This is a genomic window from Fusibacter ferrireducens, from assembly GCF_015352425.1.
Classification (GTDB): Bacteria; Bacillota; Clostridia; order Peptostreptococcales; family Acidaminobacteraceae; genus Fusibacter_A; species Fusibacter_A ferrireducens.
In genome coordinates this window covers 498,483-516,122 of sequence record NZ_JADKNH010000001.1, presented here as the reverse complement: position 1 = coordinate 516,122, position 17,640 = coordinate 498,483, and the positions used below count along the sequence as shown (strand labels likewise).

Below are 17,640 nucleotides of genomic sequence, written 5' to 3'. Positions count from 1 at the left end.
GGGGGATTCTTTTTTTAAAGACTTCCACATGTTCAAACTTCAAGATTTGAGCCAATCTCTAGAAGATTGACTTTTATCTCTAATCCGTTATGATAGAATTAACGTATCAGGAGGACAAAACATAATGAAAAAAGAAAACATAAACCAATTTGAATCTTTTGTAAATGAAATCATGAAAACCTTTGAAGGACAAGGCATTGGCATCATTGGATTTGATCAAAATTCAGTCCTATATGAGTATTATCAAGGTTATCGAGATGTTGAAAACAACTTACCTATAAATAGAAATACCATATTCGGTATCGCATCTATTACAAAATCATATACCGTAATTGCCATCCTTCAACTGGTGGAAAAGGGCATCCTTGATCTCAACATGCCTATCACAACTTATATTGACTCTATAAAGCTCCCAGAAGGCCATATACCAACTGTAGCCCAGCTTTTAAGCCATGCAGGTGGATTTTACCCACAAGAGCGTTTTCTAATGAAAGATGCGGCAAAAGCACTGGGATTGGCAGAAACCGTAGAGCTGAGTAAAAATAGCACACTTGCATCTAAAGGCATTGAGATGGTTGTAAAGCGTATTAACGAAATGAAGGATTTCAACGGCACACCTGGCCAGCACCACAGTTATAGCAATTTTAGCTTCGGTCTTTTAACAGAACTTGTGCACCGTTATGGTGGCGAAAAGCATTACACAGACTACATGGAAAAACATATATTGAAGCCTTTAAATCTGACAAATACATTCTTTGAGTTTAATAGAACCCATAAGGAAAAAAACATCACCAAGCTTTACGAAAAAGTGATCGATCATATGAATGTCACTGATGATTATGAGGATATGGGCTTTGTCCTCCTCGGTGGTGGGGCGCTTAAGTCAACGCTTAACGATATGATGACCTATACACGTCTTTATCTCAATGATGGCAAGTGCAATGAAAAGACACTCTTGTCTAAAGATGCCATTCATAGCATGACCATCCCTAGAGTGGCGTATAAACCCTTTGAAGGCTATGGTTATGGACTTGTTTCTGGTAAAATCGGTGAAATTGAATACGCTGGACACAGCGGGGGCCTCACAGGCGTTTCCAGTTACTTTGTCTTTACAAAAGCCACTCAAAAGGGGCTTGTCATACTCTGCAATACGAGCAATGTGCCTGTATCTTCCATTGGCATTGCTGGGATAAAGCTCTTAAATGATCAAAAACCTGATTGGCAACAAATGGATATCATTGGTTCTGAATGGCCTCGCAATATCATCGAAAACACGCTTGGCATATATGAAAGTGATGAAGGCGCACACATAGAGATTAAAGATGATGTGACAGGCATCGCTTGGTTTTCTGGAGAAGAACGCCTTAAAGTCACCATAATAGATGAGCATGCCGTATGGGTTCACAATAAAATACTTGCAAGCTATACACCTATTTTACGAGATGCTCAGGGAAGAGCAACAGCCATTTATTCTGGTTCTCGAATTATCAAGCGTAAACTCTAATTTAACGTATGCTCTAATCAAACATAAAGTCAAGTTATCCGTACCTATAAATATAAGATCACGTTTTTTTATAGGTATAGATAGCTTCTAGACCATAGGAGAACGTAACCCTTCATCTACATGATAAAGGCATCAATCAATGGGATTACCATCTTTTTATGTATTCATAATACTTTTTTAATTTCTAAAACTCTAGATTACGTTATAATGAATTTAGAAATCTAAAAGGAGAATATCATATGACAGCAGTTTTACTCATTATTTTAATCATTGCAAATTATCCGCTCTACAAGTTTTTTTTCAGCTTGATGTTTGACACAACAGATGACTTCTGGGAATGTCTCAGATACTATTTTACACCCGATCTTTTTTCACTTTTTAGAGGTGAATATTTTAAAGATCGTGTCAGTGAAATGCGCATTGGCTCTTTTCTCGTGCTTTGTGGCTTATGTGTTTTTATTGAGTTTGCAGTAATTAAAAACATTTTTGGAATGTGATATATTATGGAGGAAAAACATGGCAATTATTTTAGAACATAGGATCACGCGTGAAAAGTACATATTACTCGGTGCTGGATTAGGTATGTTTAGATCAAGTAGACCAGGTGTTTTTGCGGGCAATCTTAATCCCGTCGTTGAAGAAGGAAGAGAAGAGGTAATTTCCGTCTGTGATATTGAAGGCGAAATCATATTTATTGACAGAGCCGAGCTTAAAGTAATTGAAGTTGATGGTAAAAAAATAAATGAGATCACCGGTCTTTCCAAATCAAAATTGAGCGTGGATACAGATTCGAATTACTACAAATGTCCTGGATGTGGTGGGGATGTAACCATATACGATGATGAATGCAACTATTGTGCTTTGAGATTAAAATGAGGAGACTTTCATGGCAATTATAGTTCTACATAAAAAGACATTAAGCAAGTATGTACTACTCGGAACAGGATTAGGCCGCTTTAAATCAAGTAGACCCGATTTTATAGGTGGTAATTATTTCCCAAAAGAAGAAGAGGGGCGAGAAGAAATTGTTGTAGTATGTGATGCAGAAGGCGAACTCTTGTTTCTAGATAAAACAACAGTTAAAGTAATTGAAATTGATGATCTAGAATTAAGTGATTTACAGGAAGTATTCATAGTTGAACCAGAGATCTTAAAAGCTTATAATTGCCCTGCGTGTGGCTGTAGTGTTACTACAAATGATATAGAATGTCCAGATTGCGAACTACGTCTAAGATAATAAGAGGAGGGTAAATCATTATGAATTCAAATGAAGTGGACATTGAAACTAAAGAATTTAATTTGGATAACCAAAGCTTCCGAGACTATTTAAAGGGTGCCATACGTGTTTGGTTAATCGTTGGCATCCTTATTGCTATTTTTGTTCTATTGCGTGGCATTTTGAACAGTCACATCAGCATACAAGTGAATAACTATGAATTAGAAAACATTCAAGCCTTCCTATTCATATGTGTTGGCATTCCCTTTGGAATGGCTTTTAACGGATTGATTTGGGGACTGATCTCTTATTTGCCTTATCTGCTAGTCAGAAAAGTCACAGCGTTTTTTTTCTAGATAAATCTATATGAACAACGTTGAAAACTGAAGAGAATTATGTAATTTATAATTTTTTTTATTTTTTCACTAATCTTGTACAAATTTATGCCGATATACCTATCAGGAAAGGACGGTGATATCATGAGAATCACAACGCAAATGCAGAATGATGGTATGTTGCAAATGCAAAATAGTAAGTATTATAAGAAGGCAACTGAATCTACACATGATACAACTGACAAAAACAAAAACAATGAAATCAGTCTTGGTAACGATCTGGTTTTAAAAAAAGATAAGGATACGCTTATTCTCTCTAAAGTTGGAAAAGATAAATCCAGAGAAGTTCTTCAAGAAATCCCTTTAGATTCTAAAGCAGGTGCTGCATTAAGTGAATACATAAATTCAAATGATACAGCTCATACAAAAACAGAGTATGAAAAGGCGCTCGAGGAAATTCACCTTGCAAATAGAACTATGAGCCTCGCAAACTATTTGTAAAGTAAAAATATAAAATCTAATGTTTAGAAGCAGGATCTATATGAAAGTATAGATCCTATTTTTCGTCATAGAGTCCCATTGTTCCAAATGTAAAATTATAGTATTATGTTAGTAAATTAGAATATAAGGAGCCCTCACATGCACAATGAAAGTAAAACAAGATGTCTGTATTTTTCAGATCGAATTATTTCGGCAATGAAAAGCGTTGTAGATTATCCACTTACCATTATTGAAGCCCCTATGGGATATGGCAAAACAACTGCTATTAAGACATTGCTCACTCAGACAGATGCTACTGTTCTATGGCAAAAGATACATGATAATTCCTTAACGAACTTTTGGAATACTTTCTCTGAATTATTTTCTAAGCATGACGTTCAACTATCTCGCAGGTTAAAAGACCTTGGCGTTCCAACAGATAGTTTAATGCTAGAGGCTTCTTTGAACATCATAGATTCCATGAACTTTGAGAATAAAACCATTCTTGTGTTAGATGATTATCATCTTATACAAAATGAAGTTCTCGATAAAATGATAGCCTATTTAGTTGAAAGTGATATCTACAATTTATCCATCATTTTATCCGTTCGCTTTACAGAATTCAATCGTCTTGAAGAATTTAAACTCAAGGGGTATCTCATGTTTATAACCAAGGAAACCTTTGAATTTAATCCTGAGGAAATTAGAGCTTATTTTAAGCTTTGTGGAAAGCCATTAAATCTCGAAAAAGCAACTCAGCTTTATACTTATACCGAAGGTTGGATCAGTGCCCTCTATTTATTAATGCTCAATTTTGAATCTGAAGACAATGACTATGATACAACGGATATTTATTCTCTTATGGATAAAGTTGTGTTTAAACCTTTGGATGAAAAAAGCAAGGATTTGCTTTTATCCATGTGCATATTTGAAGGCTTTACTGCACAACAAGCGCAAGAGATATGGGGAAGAGATAACGCCGAATCACGGATCAATCTTCTGGTTTCAAAAAATGCTTTTATAACTTATGATGCTAAAGAGAAAAAATATGATCTCCACAGCATATTAAGAAGCTTTTTAGAAGATGAACTCCATAAAAAAGCACCTGAATACAAAAGAAAATTATATAAAGCCGCATCATGGTGGACACATACTCAAGGTCAGTATCTTCTATCCATGCACTTTTCTGATTTAGCTAGTGATTTTGAATCTTTAATGAAATCCATCGAAATAGATAAAGGCCATAGCATCAACAGTGACCACAAGGATTTGATTATCAAATACGTGGAGAAGTGTCCTTTGGAGATTAAAGCAAAATTTCCCTTTGCCATGCTTATCTATCTCAGAAGAATGTTTACCTTTAACGAGACAGAGCTTTTTAAAAAAGCCAGTCAAGAATTTATGATAAATCTTCAAAAAGTTAATGATGTCCCCAAAACATATGTGAACAAACTTTTAGGTGAGTACTATCTCATTATGAGTTTCTCAGGATACAATGATATAGAAAAAATGTCTGAATTTCATCAAAAGTCATGTGCATTGTTAAATGAACCTTCAGAGATCATGGACAATAAAGCCAGTTGGACATTTGGTTCACCTTCAGTATTGTATATGTTTCATCGAAAATCTGGTAGCCTGCTCGCTGAAGTGGCTACGATAAAAAAAGCCATGCCCTTTTATTATGAACTTACTGAAGGACATGGGAGTGGTGCCGAATATATGATGGCTGCTGAACACTATTATTTTACAGGCAATTTTGAAGATGCTGAGATCGAAGTTCACAGAGTATTACAATTAGCAAGTGCTATTCAGCAAAACGGCATTATCATTTGCGCACTCTTTCTTCAAATCAAGTTGGCCTTTATGAGAGCAGACTTCCAACGTATTCAAGCACTCTTTAATGAGATCAGAACTCTTGTCAACGAGAAAAATCTATATCTTTTCATGCATACGTTGGATATGTGTGAAGCACAGTTTTATTCGAATATCCACGTTAAAAGGCTTATTCCTGCATGGATTTCAAAAGGCGAATTAACTAATACACGCTTGTTCTTCCCAACAATGCCTTATTTAAACTTGGTCTATGGAAGAGTTCTTTTGATAAATGAAGAATATCTAAAACTCATCGGCATAGCCGATCACTTTATGAAACTTGCCAATATTTTTCCAAATCTGTTGGCACAAATATACACGCAGATTTATCTTGCTGCAGCCTATAAACAGATTTTTAGGCAAACTGAAGCCCTCAGTGCTTTAAAAGTTGCTTTAGAAATGGCATTGCCCGATAAAATATTGATGCCTTTTGTTGAAAATGCGGATTACGTAAAGTCATTACTTGAAGAACTTCATATACAAGGATTATATCCTCTTGAAATTGAGGAAATTCTTGGAATTTATAAGACGTATCAAAAATCCACAAAGCACATTGTTAGGGAATATTTTACAGAAGATAAGCCTGTACTGACAGAACGAGAACTGGAAATAGCATTACTGGCGGCCAAGGGCCTTTCTAATAAGGAGATCAGTTCTAAGCTTTTTATTTCTACCAATACAGTCAAGACACAGCTTAAGAATATCTTTGAGAAATTAGGCATTCACTCAAGATCACTATTATCGCCTTACTTTGAGGAGCAACAGATCATAAAATCAATTTAATGATTAGAGTAAGAACTAAAATCACCCGATGGGTGATTTTTTTTTATAGAGAGGCATCATACAATAATAAATGTAGACGTATTCTGTTTAAAAGATATCTAATGGAGGTAAATTTGTGAGCTATATCAAGGAAATTTTCCCCAAAGAGGATTACTGTATTGAAGTAAGCCTTGAAAATGGCAGCCGTATTATTCTGAACTTGGAAAGCAGGTTGAAAACTGTGAGATTTGGTGCACTCTCTGACAAGACCTTTTTCAAAAAGGCCACAACAGATGGCAGTTATATTCGCTGGGATAACAGAGTAGAAATATCCGTTAATGAAGTTTTTCAGTTGGCACAAAAGTAAAATTAAATTGGAGGTATGGGGATGAACTATCAGAAATACAAGAAATTTTTATCCATTTATTTAATCACGATGATGTTAATCGGATTGTTTAGTGGCGTGGGATTACAACCTACATTTGCGGGATCACCTGAAGGCTATTTTGAGTTTGATTCAAATACGGGAACAATCATTTCGTATAAAGGTACAGGAGGCGATGTTGTTATGCCGTCTACTATCAATAGTGTGCCGGTATTAACAATTGGCAATAGCGCCTTTAGAAATAAAGACACTGTGACAAGTGTAACGCTTCCCAGTTCAATAAAAACAATTGGAGATAGCGCCTTTAATGGCTGTAGTAATTTAAAAAGTATTACCTTGAACGATGGCTTAGAAACAATAAATGCGTTTGCCTTTACAAGTTCAGGGTTAGAATCCATTGTTTTGCCAAACAGTGTCATTTCAATAGGAAATGATCTCTTTAACGGGTGTTCAGCTCTAAAATGGGCTCAATTATCTGACCATTTAACAGAACTGCCTTCACAAGCCTTTAATGAATGTACTTCACTTGAAACCATAGAAATTCCTGAGGGCATCAAAAGCATTGGCTCTTATACCTTTGGACATTGTTATGCTCTAAAAAGTGTTAAATTACCCTCAACATTAGAATCTATTGGCTATTGCGCATTTTCAACTTGCACAGCTCTTGATAAGATAACACTCCCAGAAGCACTTAAAACCATTTCAGGGAATGCTTTGACAAATACAACTGCTCTTAAATCTATCTATTTTAAGGGCAATTTTCCAACCCTAGAGGATGGCCCGTTTCAAGGGTTTGCACTTGGGTCCATGCGCTACTATCTAAATACTAAAACAGGTTTTGAAACACAAAACTCATATGAATACAAACCTTTATATCAAATAAAGACCCAAACAACAAGCGGCTCTAGTATATCCGTAAAAACAAACTGGGCGCCTAATATAGACCAAGAATGGTTTATGGCAGATACAACCATCGAATTAACTTTGACGCCAGAATCAGGCAAACAATTTAAAAGAGGATCACTTCAATATACGAATGGTATAACCTCTCAATTGATAGATTCATCCTTTAAAATGCCTAGTGAAAATATCATCGTGAAAGGCGAATTCATGCCTGAAAAAACGACCGCATATGACATTGTTTTAAGTCAAGCAGCAGGTGGTACGATTACAAGCAACTTATCAAGTGCCTATCCTGATGAAATTATAAATCTCGTTATAACACCTGAATCCGGTAAAAAACTGGTATTCGGCTCTCTAAAATATGCGACAGAGGGTAAAGAATATGTCATCACTGATAATCATTTTATCATGCCTGAAAGCGAAGTAACTGTCAGTGCAACATTCGAAGCATCAGATTTTGATTTTGACGCTTCAACGGGCACTATAACAGGTTATGTTGGCAGCATGGAAACTGTGGTCATTCCATCATCTATATCTGGTGTGCCTGTAATTGCAATAGGTGATGATGCATTTTTAGATCAGTCTAACATAACCAGCGTGACTATCCCAAGCAGTGTGAAAACAATTGGCGATTCAAGCTTTAACGGCTGTAATTTCTTAACTGAAATAACGATTCCAGAAGGCGTTACATCCATGGGATCAAATGTGTTTACAAACTGTTATAATTTACAAAGCATTGTTTTACCAGAAAGTCTTACTACTATTGGTGTTGGTACATTCTATAGTGATTCTCGTTTAAAATCTATAGCTTGGCCTGCATCGCTGACAACAATTCCAAGTAGTACATTCTCTTATTGTTCTACTCTTAAGGATATAACAATCCCTGAAGGCGTTACGAAGATTGAGCAAAGCGCATTTTATCATACGGGGTTTGAAAGCATTACTTTTCCTGCATCACTTACCACTTTAGAAAGCTATATTTTAACTGAATCCAATAACCTAAAATCAATTATTTTTAAAGGCAATGCGCCTACTGCCACTACGTTGTCATTTGATAATGTAAAATCTGGAGTAACACTTTATCATCTTGAATCTGCAAGTGGTTTTACGAATCCTTGGCTTGGACTTAACACGGATGTCTATAATCCAACGATTGTCTATACCTTAAATTATGATCTAAATGGCTCAATTGGTACACTTCCAGACACTGTTACATCACTACATTTTGGTGATACTGTAACAGTTTCAGCACAGGGAGACCTTACAAAGGGCTCTGATACTTTTAAAGGCTGGAACACAATGCCAGATGGCACTGGTGACAACTATACCGCTGGCACAATCGTTCCAATATATAATAAGGACATAACACTTTATGCAACATGGCAAACCAATTATGCGATTACCATAGCACCTACAGAACACGGAAAAGTGGAAACACTTCTTGATAAAGCTATAGAAGATACAAATATTTATGTAATGGTTACGCCTGAAAAAGGGTATCGACTCAAAGAAGGCTCTCTTAAATACAACGATGGCATTCATGATTATATCATTACAGAGTCAAAAGTGCCTTCAAAGCCAACAAAACCATTATCACCAGGCACCACAGCCCCACCAAGTGGATACGCATTCCAAATGCCTGCAGCTAATGTTACCATTTCGGCGGAATTCGAAGATGAAAATATAGCCTTTGCTTTTGATGAAGCCACTGGAACGATTACAAAGTATTATGGAAAAGAATATATCGTCATTATCCCATCACAAATCAATGGTGTGAATGTGAAAAAAATAGGTGAAAACGCCTTTGCTAATAATCACTTTTTATTGGCGGTCACTTTTTCAGAGGGCATAAGTTCTATTGGAATAGGTGCATTTTCAAATTGTATAAATTTGATGGGTCTTACATTGCCTGAGTCACTCATCGATATTGCACCTTCAAGTTTTCAAGGGTCTTGGGTATTAGATGCAGTTAAAATACCAAATTCAGTCGATTCAATCTACAGTTCAGCTTTCGCTAACTCCGAAGCATTAAAAACGGTTTACTTTGAGGGAAAGGCTCCAACTGATTTTTCTACAAGTGCCTTTTTAAATGCACATCCTGATTTTAAAATCATTTATGATTCTAATAATACTGGTTTCGATGGTACTGGCTTTGGAAACTATAAGCGTTATACTAGACAATCGTTTGAGGGTGCCAAAGCTGTTGCATCAGATTTAAATACTTTAGCGATTCGTTACTCTTTGGTATTTAATGAAAATGCTACCGACAAAAAAGATGCCTACTCACTTGAAACAAGCGACCATGTTCAGCAAAATGTTTACCTACCAGTAGTAGGTGTCACATCGGGTTCAAGCATTGTTTGGCAGTCAAGTAATCCTGATGTTATTGCAACTAACGGTAAAGTCACATGCCCATCATTTGAAAGTGGAGATGCTCATGTCACCTTGACTGCAACCGCGAGTAATAATGGTGCAAGTGACATCAAAACATTTGATCTAACTGTCATTAAAAAAGATCATGTCACTACCTATGTATCTGTTGGCTTTAATAGTAACGCTGGCACCACAGAAGCAACCCCAGAACTTATGACAGTTGAAACTGGTAAACCCATTGGATCACTCCCAACGGCACCGACTAAAACGGGTTATACCTTCAAAGGGTGGAATACGGCTTTAGATGGCACAGGTTCAGTCTTTTTAGCTGATACAATCATTACAAGCAATATGACTGTTTATGCGCAGTGGCAGGTGATTGATAATGGCAGTCCGGCAAATGATGATAAAGATGATAGAGATGACAAAAACGATAACAATACGCCGTCAAATCCTTCAACACCGTCTATACCATCTACACCGGCAACACCTTCTACACCAATAAGACCAACATCACCTGCAACGCCTGCATCGCCATCAACGCCTGCACCAACTACTGGAAAAAATCATGCGCCTTTTATCACGGAGACAATGACATCCGAAGCCAAAATGGATTCAAGTGGTAAAGCTACCGCATCTGTAACTGAAGCTCAAATGAGTGAATCGGTAAAAAAAGCAATAGAAAGTGCTACAAAACTTGGTAATGGTACAAGAGCACAGGTGGAAGTAAAATTGACAGCTACGCCTGATGCAAAAATGATCGAAACATCTATGCCTAAAGGTACTTTTAACAACATCATAAACAGTGAGATAGACACCTTAAAAATATCTTCTTCAATTGCAAATTTAACTTTTGATAGTCAAACCCTTAAGACCATATCTCAAAATGGAATAGGGGGTGTCAATGTTACAATCAGTAAAGTGGACACAAGTGCATTAAGTGAAAACGCTCAAAAAACAGTTGGAGATAGACCTGTATTTGACTTCAATGTTACAAATGACGGCAAAAGAATATCACAACTAGGGGGTAATGTCACAGTGGAAGTGCCATATACACCACGAGCAGGCGAATCGTCAGATGCATTAGTCGTTTACTATATTAACGATAATGGCGAACTGGAAATGATCAACAGTGGTCGCTATAATGCTGAAACGGGTACAATCAGCTTTACAACAAATCACTTCTCTAAATACGTCGTAGGCTATAATAAAATTGAGTTCACAGATGTAACCTCAGAAGCATGGTACTCTAAAGCCGTTGATTTTGTTACAGCAAGGGGCATTGCTTCGGGCACAGGAGACAATCAATTTTCTCCAAACAGTAAATTGACAAGGGGCCAATTACTCGTTATGCTCATGAAAGCTTATGATCTAAAAGCAGAAGAAAATTCTAAAGACAATTTTTCGGATGCGGGAAACACTTATTACACAGGTTATCTTGCAGCGGCTAAAAAACTGGGTATAACAAGCGGTGTAGGGAACAATAACTACGCACCGGAAAAAGAAATTAACCGACAAGAAATGTTTACAATGCTCTATAATACCTTAAAAATATTAGACAAATTACCGCAAGTGACCACAGAAACTGGACTCGATCACATGAGTGATCAAGCTCAAGTAGCGCCATGGGCGAAAGAAGCCATGACGTTATTCGTAAATGCAGAAATTGCAAGTGGTAGTGCCGGTAAAGTGCTCCCTAAAGAATCTACGAGTAGAGCACAAATGGCACAAGTCCTATACAATTTGATGACCAAATAAAGCATCCTTATAAGCTGTAATTCATTTTCATAAAAACGGCCACAATACAAATCAATTTAAAAAGTAAAAAAAAGAAACACTCATGATAGGATTCACTTCTAAATCCCATTTATGAGTGTTTCTTTTTTTACAACTTCGAAGGATCAAAACCGTCACAGAGTTTATATTTATTTTTAGGCCTACCCAAATTCCCATAAATCGGAATAATCTCTAAAAAATCATTTTTCTCTAGATATTGAATATAGCGATGCACCGTCTTATAGGCTAAATTGACACCCGCTGTTATTTCCTCAAAGGTGACCTCACAATTTTGTGCAATAAGAAAATCCGTCACATGTCTAAGCGTGGCTTCACAAATGCCTTTTTCCAAATATACTTCTTCTTTTTTAGCAGTCATCATTTTCTGTATCTCACAGATTTGGAGATTGACCTTTATTCTTGAAATCAAATCAGGTGCTTTGATGGGTTTAATCGAAAAATCCGTCGCACCAACGGCGATGAACTTGTCACAAGTCTCTTGTTGCTCATCCACGGTTAAGACTAAAATAGGTAAATCATTTTTTAAGCTTCTCAGTTTTTTTACTGTGGTCAACCCATCCCAACCGGGCATATGATAATCAACAATAGCCATATTTAGCAATTCACTTTTTACAATTTCATAGCCCTCTTGTCCACTGGTCGTGGTAATTGCTTCATAACCACAAAAATCACAAATTTCCTTTAAAGTAAATAGAATATCCGGTTCGTCGTCAATTATTAATATTTTTACAGATTCTACGCTGGACATGTTATTTCTCCTTTTTCTTTAATCGGCAACTTTACAGTAACTTGAGTGCCTATGCCATACTGACTTTCAATTTGTATGACACCTTCATTTTCATCAATAGTTTGTTTAGCAAAGGGAAGACCTAAACCCGTCGTTTTGTTAGTAGAATAACCAATTTGCCAAATCTTGTTAAGATCAGATTCAGCGATACCCATACCATTATCTTTAATGACGATGACAATATCGTTCAAAGCTCTATATGTTTTTAGTTCTATCCTTTTTTCCTCGGAAGCACAAGGTGCTAAAATTGCATTTTCGATGAGATTGACCAAGGCTCTTGAAACTCTAATTTTATTCACATAGAGCTCAGGTAAATCCTTTTCAATATCTGTTGTAAAGCTAATCTGTTCATCTTCAACGGGAATCTGCGCTCTAATGTAACCGATCAGGCTCGAAACATCCAGCCATTGTCTGGATGTGCCATATAAAAAACTGGAAATCATTTCACTCATTTTGGTAACCGCTTCATCAATTTTATTGCTATAACTTTCTATTTTATTGATATCCTTTGCCAAAGCCAATAGAGAACTGAGACCACGAATTGTTGCAAGCGGCGTTTTTAAATCGTGGGCAAGGGCATTGATTTCCTGATAAATGCGATTATCCATAATTTTACTTTGCATATTTTCCAGTGCAATTGCCTTTTGATAATTTTCTTCCATAATGCCGAGATTGGTGATATACATTCTGAAAATCAAGGCCGTCATAATAGAAGATAAAAGCATTGGCACAATAAAGGCAAATCCAATGGAGTTTAGAATATAAGTGTTGTTCAAATAATCACTGGCAATTTTAATACTGACTGGTATATCACTGGTCCCAGTATACAACCCAGAGAAGAGTGGCATTACATTCAACCACTGACTAAAGAAAAAAACTTGAAATCCTATAAAGACTCTCGGCATTAAGACTCTTTCTTTATGTTTTGTCAAATAGACCAATTCCAAGGTGATTGAGAGGGCAATCAATGAAGTCACAAGCTCCACAGGTTGATGAAAAAGGACTAACCACGCATATTTGCCAAGAACAAAGCAAAGTATTAAGATCAAGTTGTGTATCCTTAAAGAAAATGCAAATTTGCCGTTGATATACGCCAGCAAACATTCATAGCTTAAATAGAAGATTAAGTTTGGAATTGTGTAGAGAATACAGCTGGCCATTGCAGCCAATATCAGAAATCCACTATCACCTGAATGAATAGATTGTCTGATTTGAACTATGATATCAAATAAATAGGTCCCCGTTAATTCGGGTAAAATTATTCCAAGAGCAAGTAAGATGAAAAAAGCATGCATATATTGGGGAGACTTTGCTGTTTTGGTAGACATTATGACCTCCCATCATCTAAATGCCGCAGCCAGCGGCTTGGTCAAATCATTAATCGAATTAATATAGGCTATAGGCGTTTCATTTTGATTTGCTAGTTCTGTTAAAAACAGGTCATCATTGCCACTATTAGTAGTAATAATATAGTTTGCCGATTCACAAGTCAAAGTCAATAAAGCATCCGTTTCAGCATTTCGACGCGCCTTACCTCCAATATAGACTACGACTATGGGCAATTTTTGGCCAAATCCTTCATCAATCAAAGTTTTTACACGCTCATATTCATCGTCGATATTTTTATCATGTAATTTCAACCCAATCTCACTATAACCAACCACAATGACGATTGAACTGATTTCAGCTAAATCATTTGAGCTTGCTTCTGGCATGAACAAATTGTTAAACCTGAGTTCATTTGCTAAATCCTGCAAGATATATGTATCCGTGCTCTGACCAGCAGATGTAATCAACAACATATTATTGGAAAAGGGTCTTGAAAGATAGGTGCTGGATAGGGATTGCACGTCATGAGTAGAGTTTAAATAATAAATAGATCCCCATGCGATAACCATGCCAACAAACAGCATGATGAGTCTCCTAAAGACTTTGAATTTCAACATTTCAACACTCCTTTCAGTTCAAGAATCCTCTTTGCTTAGTGAGATGTGATTCAAAGGTTCTAAACCGCTGATATTCGTCACATATCCGCTGACCCTTCGATTAATGCCAATGGTTGGAATCGTGTGAACCAGTGGTATAGCAGGTGTGTCTCGAACAACAAGCTCCTGAATGTCTCTGTATATACTGTTTCTAAAAGACTGGTCTGTTGTCTGACGCGAGAGTCTGAGTAAATTGTCCACTTGAGGATTGCTGTAAAAAGCATAGTTGGTAATGGTGCCAGTCACTGCATTTTCTGAAGAAAACAAATTATATAGGAAATTATCTGGATCAGCAACATCGCCATTCCAACCTGCAAGAATCATTTCGTAATCACCATTTTGACCACGCTTTAAAACTTCTTCCCAAGGTCTGGTTTCAACGGTGACTTTGATATTGACACCAGCAAGGCTTTCCTGAATAAATCGCGCTAAAATTGCAGGTTTTGGAAAATAGGTTCTAGGTTCTTCCATTACAAGCAGTTTGATCTCAAAACCATCACCTTTTTCAACACCGTTTAACAATTTTTTTGCAAATTCAATGTCAAATGTTGCTGACTTGATACTCTCATTATAGCCCCATAGAATAGGGGGAACAAAGGTCGTTGCAGGCCTAGCAGAACCATCAAATGCAACTTGTACAAGCATTTTTTTGTCAATCACGTGTGATATGGCTTGTCTTACAGCTTTTATTTTCAGATTTTCATTATTCATATTCATGGCAAGATAACCCACATTAAAGAAAGACCTATTGATCAGAAGAATGTGTTCTGAATTTTTAATCAGTGATATATCTTCATAAGTTAGATTATCGGCTATCAATATCTCACCACTTTTGAGTTGTCTTATTCTTTCTTTAGGATCTGAAATCGTTTTAAAGACCAGTTGACTCACTTTTGCTTTTTCGGACCAATAAGCATTATTGCGTTCCAAAATAATTTCGCCATTTTCTTCCCATGATTTGAAGATAAAGGGGCCTGTGCCCACAGGCTTATATTTTAAGTCTTCGTTGTACTTCATAATGGCTTCTGGACTGGCAATTCCAAAAGCAGGCATTGCCAATGTATTCAAAAACGGCGCATATGGCTTAGAGAGCACAATTTCAACCGTATCACTTGATAGGGATTGAACACTTTCAACAATACCTGGAAAACCGCCAAAATTCATATTCCAATAGATAAAGCGGCCAGCATGATAGGGGCTGGTAGCATCCATCCATCGATTGAAATTAAAGACCACGGCATCGGCATCTAATTTGCTGCCATCATGAAATACAACATTTCTTCGAATCGTAAAATGCCAAACGAGGCCATCTTCACTGACGGACCAATTTTCAGCAAGGGAGGGTTTGAGTGCCACACCTGTTTTATCATAAGTTACCAAGTTGTCATAAATGTTGACGGTCACGCGAAGTGATTCTTGATCCGTAACAACAGCTGGATCTAAAGCGATAGAACCATTTGTACGTCCAATGGTCAAGATACTGTCTTCTTGTGAAAAACGGTTTGTGATTGAATTCATGATATTTGAAGCATCTTCTCTGACCATATGTCCCAGTGCATAAATGATCATAGCCGTTAGAATACCTATACTAATCCATTTTAAATCTTTCAATAGTGAATAACCTCCCGTATGATGAAACAGACATAAGGATCTCTATTATTTCTCTATTATTCTAACAGAGTTCAAATTTCTTTTAAAGAAATTTAATATTTTTGCAAATTATTAGAGAGAAATAAGTTATAAAAAGCCTTATTTATTAACAGATTGTTATAATCTCTTTAAGGCTTAGGCCAAGATCACATTAAGGGGGATTAAAATGATTAAAAGAATTTTAGCAATTACATTAGCTATGATGATGTTATTTAGCTTAACCGCTTGTGGCAACCAAACGCCAGCAGCAAGTGAACCCGCTAAGACTGAACCGGCTAAAACAGAAGCAGCACCTGCAAATGATGATGCTGCGGCAAGTACAGAAGCACCCTTCCACATTGGTATCGTAACAGGTACTGTTTCACAAGGTGAAGATGAACTCAGAGGCGCAGAAGCTATGATCGCTAAATATGGTGATGCTGCCAATGGCGGTATGATTAAACATGTTACTTATCCAGATAACTTCATGCAAGAACAAGAGACGACCATTTCTACGATTGTTGGACTTGCCGATGATCCGTTGATGAAAGCAATTGTTGTCAATCAATCTGTACCTGGTACAAGTGCTGCATTCCAACAAATTAGAGAAATGTATCCGGATATTCTTCTTCTTGCCAATTCACCTCAAGAAGATACTGCAATGATTGAAGCTGCAGCTGATATTGCAATTGATCCTGATAACGTCAACAGAGGCTATTTGATGATTCTTGCAGCTAAAAAAATGGGCGCGAAAACATTCGTTCATATTTCCTTTCCAAGACATATGAGTATTGAACTCCTATCTTTGAGAAGAAACATCATGGAAGAAGCTTGTAAAGATTTAGGTATTGAATTCGTTTCTGAAACTGCTCCAGATCCAATGAGTGATGTTGGTGTTCCTGGCGCACAACAATTCATCCTTGAAAAAATGCCTGCATGGGTAGAAAAATACGGTAAAGATACTGCATTCTTCTGTACAAATGATGCTCAAACAGAACCACTACTCAAAAGAGTCGCTGAACTTGGCGCAATCTTCGTTGAACCAGATTTACCATCCCCAATCATGGGCTATCCTGGCGCATTTGGTATTGACTTAAAAGATGAAGCAGGCAACTGGCCAGCAATTCTAAGCAAAGTTGAAGAAACTGTAGTTGCAAGCGGTGGATCAGGTAGAATGGGCACATGGGCATATTCTTACGGTTACACTGCAACAGAAGCTTTAACTGAGTTTGGTAAAAATGTTGTGGAAGGCACAATGTCAAAAGATTCATTTGACGATCTCATGGCATGTTTCGATCTCTATACACCTGGTGCAGAGTGGAACGGTTCTTACTATCTTGATCGCGTAAGCGGTGAAGAAAAAACAAACCATATCATGGTTTATCAAGACACTTACGTTTTCGGATTAGGTTATTTAGGCAACTCTAAAGAAGTTGTTCCAGATAAATACAAAGAGATTAAATAAGAAATACATCCAAATCATCGTTCAATATAGATGAATGATTTAGCATAACAGAGTGGCAATCGCCACTCTGTGTGTTAATTAAAACAACATTTGAATAATCAAATGATAACTCAAGTGTTGTTTGCAAAAATGGACAGGGGACGAGAG

General features: G+C 36.8%; 14 protein-coding genes. 10 read left to right on the top strand and 4 right to left on the bottom strand.

Going from position 1 to position 17,640, the window contains the following annotated elements:
* Positions 1–124: 124 nt before the first annotated feature.
* From ISU02_RS02500 to ISU02_RS02460, 9 genes are all read left to right on the top strand, one after another.
* Positions 125–1,504 carry a serine hydrolase domain-containing protein gene (locus ISU02_RS02500; protein WP_194700194.1) on the top strand — a complete coding sequence of 460 codons (1,380 nt, stop codon included), beginning with the start codon at positions 125–127 and terminating at the stop codon, positions 1,502–1,504.
* Positions 1,505–1,743: 239 nt separating this feature from the next.
* Entirely contained in the window at positions 1,744–2,001 is a 258-nt protein-coding gene (locus tag ISU02_RS02495) for a hypothetical protein (RefSeq protein ID WP_194700193.1), read from the top strand.
* Positions 2,002–2,020: 19 nt separating this feature from the next.
* Complete coding sequence (locus tag ISU02_RS02490) at positions 2,021–2,380, top strand: hypothetical protein (protein ID WP_194700192.1); 360 nt, start codon at positions 2,021–2,023, stop codon at positions 2,378–2,380.
* Between the two features lie 10 nt (positions 2,381–2,390).
* On the top strand, positions 2,391–2,741 hold the full coding sequence (locus ISU02_RS02485) for a hypothetical protein (RefSeq protein ID WP_194700191.1): 351 nt from the start codon (positions 2,391–2,393) through the stop codon (positions 2,739–2,741).
* A gap of 20 nt (positions 2,742–2,761) precedes the next feature.
* Entirely contained in the window at positions 2,762–3,076 is a 315-nt protein-coding gene (locus ISU02_RS02480) for a hypothetical protein (protein ID WP_194700190.1), read from the top strand.
* Positions 3,077–3,199: 123 nt separating this feature from the next.
* Positions 3,200–3,556: a hypothetical protein gene (locus tag ISU02_RS02475; RefSeq protein WP_194700189.1), complete on the top strand. Its 357-nt coding sequence runs from the start codon at positions 3,200–3,202 to the stop codon at positions 3,554–3,556.
* Between the two features lie 138 nt (positions 3,557–3,694).
* Entirely contained in the window at positions 3,695–6,190 is a 2,496-nt protein-coding gene (locus tag ISU02_RS02470) for a LuxR C-terminal-related transcriptional regulator (protein WP_194700188.1), read from the top strand.
* A 115-nt stretch (positions 6,191–6,305) separates the two neighbouring features.
* Positions 6,306–6,536 carry a DUF2442 domain-containing protein gene (locus ISU02_RS02465; RefSeq protein WP_194700187.1) on the top strand — a complete coding sequence of 77 codons (231 nt, stop codon included), beginning with the start codon at positions 6,306–6,308 and terminating at the stop codon, positions 6,534–6,536.
* 21 nt (positions 6,537–6,557) lie between these two features.
* Entirely contained in the window at positions 6,558–11,588 is a 5,031-nt protein-coding gene (locus ISU02_RS02460; protein ID WP_194700186.1) for a leucine-rich repeat protein, read from the top strand.
* 127 nt (positions 11,589–11,715) lie between these two features.
* Here ISU02_RS02460 and ISU02_RS02455 read toward each other — a convergent pair whose 3' ends face one another.
* Genes ISU02_RS02455 through ISU02_RS02440 form a run of 4 tightly spaced genes read right to left on the bottom strand, consistent with a single transcriptional unit; the run spans position 11,716 to position 16,010 of the window.
* Positions 11,716–12,375, bottom strand: a complete 660-nt coding sequence (locus ISU02_RS02455) for a response regulator (RefSeq protein ID WP_194700185.1) — start codon at positions 12,373–12,375, stop codon at positions 11,716–11,718.
* On the bottom strand, positions 12,363–13,742 hold the full coding sequence (locus tag ISU02_RS02450) for a sensor histidine kinase (RefSeq protein WP_194700184.1): 1,380 nt from the start codon (positions 13,740–13,742) through the stop codon (positions 12,363–12,365). Before ISU02_RS02450 ends, ISU02_RS02455 begins: the two co-directional genes overlap by 13 nt.
* A 12-nt stretch (positions 13,743–13,754) precedes the next feature.
* The gene (locus tag ISU02_RS02445) at positions 13,755–14,360 is read right to left on the bottom strand and encodes a DUF6305 family protein (RefSeq protein WP_194700183.1); all 606 of its coding nucleotides are present in this window, start codon (positions 14,358–14,360) and stop codon (positions 13,755–13,757) included.
* A gap of 18 nt (positions 14,361–14,378) precedes the next feature.
* The gene (locus ISU02_RS02440) at positions 14,379–16,010 is read right to left on the bottom strand and encodes an ABC transporter substrate-binding protein (protein ID WP_194700182.1); all 1,632 of its coding nucleotides are present in this window, start codon (positions 16,008–16,010) and stop codon (positions 14,379–14,381) included.
* Between the two features lie 205 nt (positions 16,011–16,215).
* On the opposite strand from ISU02_RS02440, the gene ISU02_RS02435 reads away from it, so the two are divergent.
* Positions 16,216–17,493, top strand: coding sequence for a DUF3798 domain-containing protein (locus ISU02_RS02435; RefSeq protein WP_207736146.1), 1,278 nt, complete (start codon positions 16,216–16,218; stop codon positions 17,491–17,493).
* Positions 17,494–17,640 lie beyond the last annotated feature (147 nt).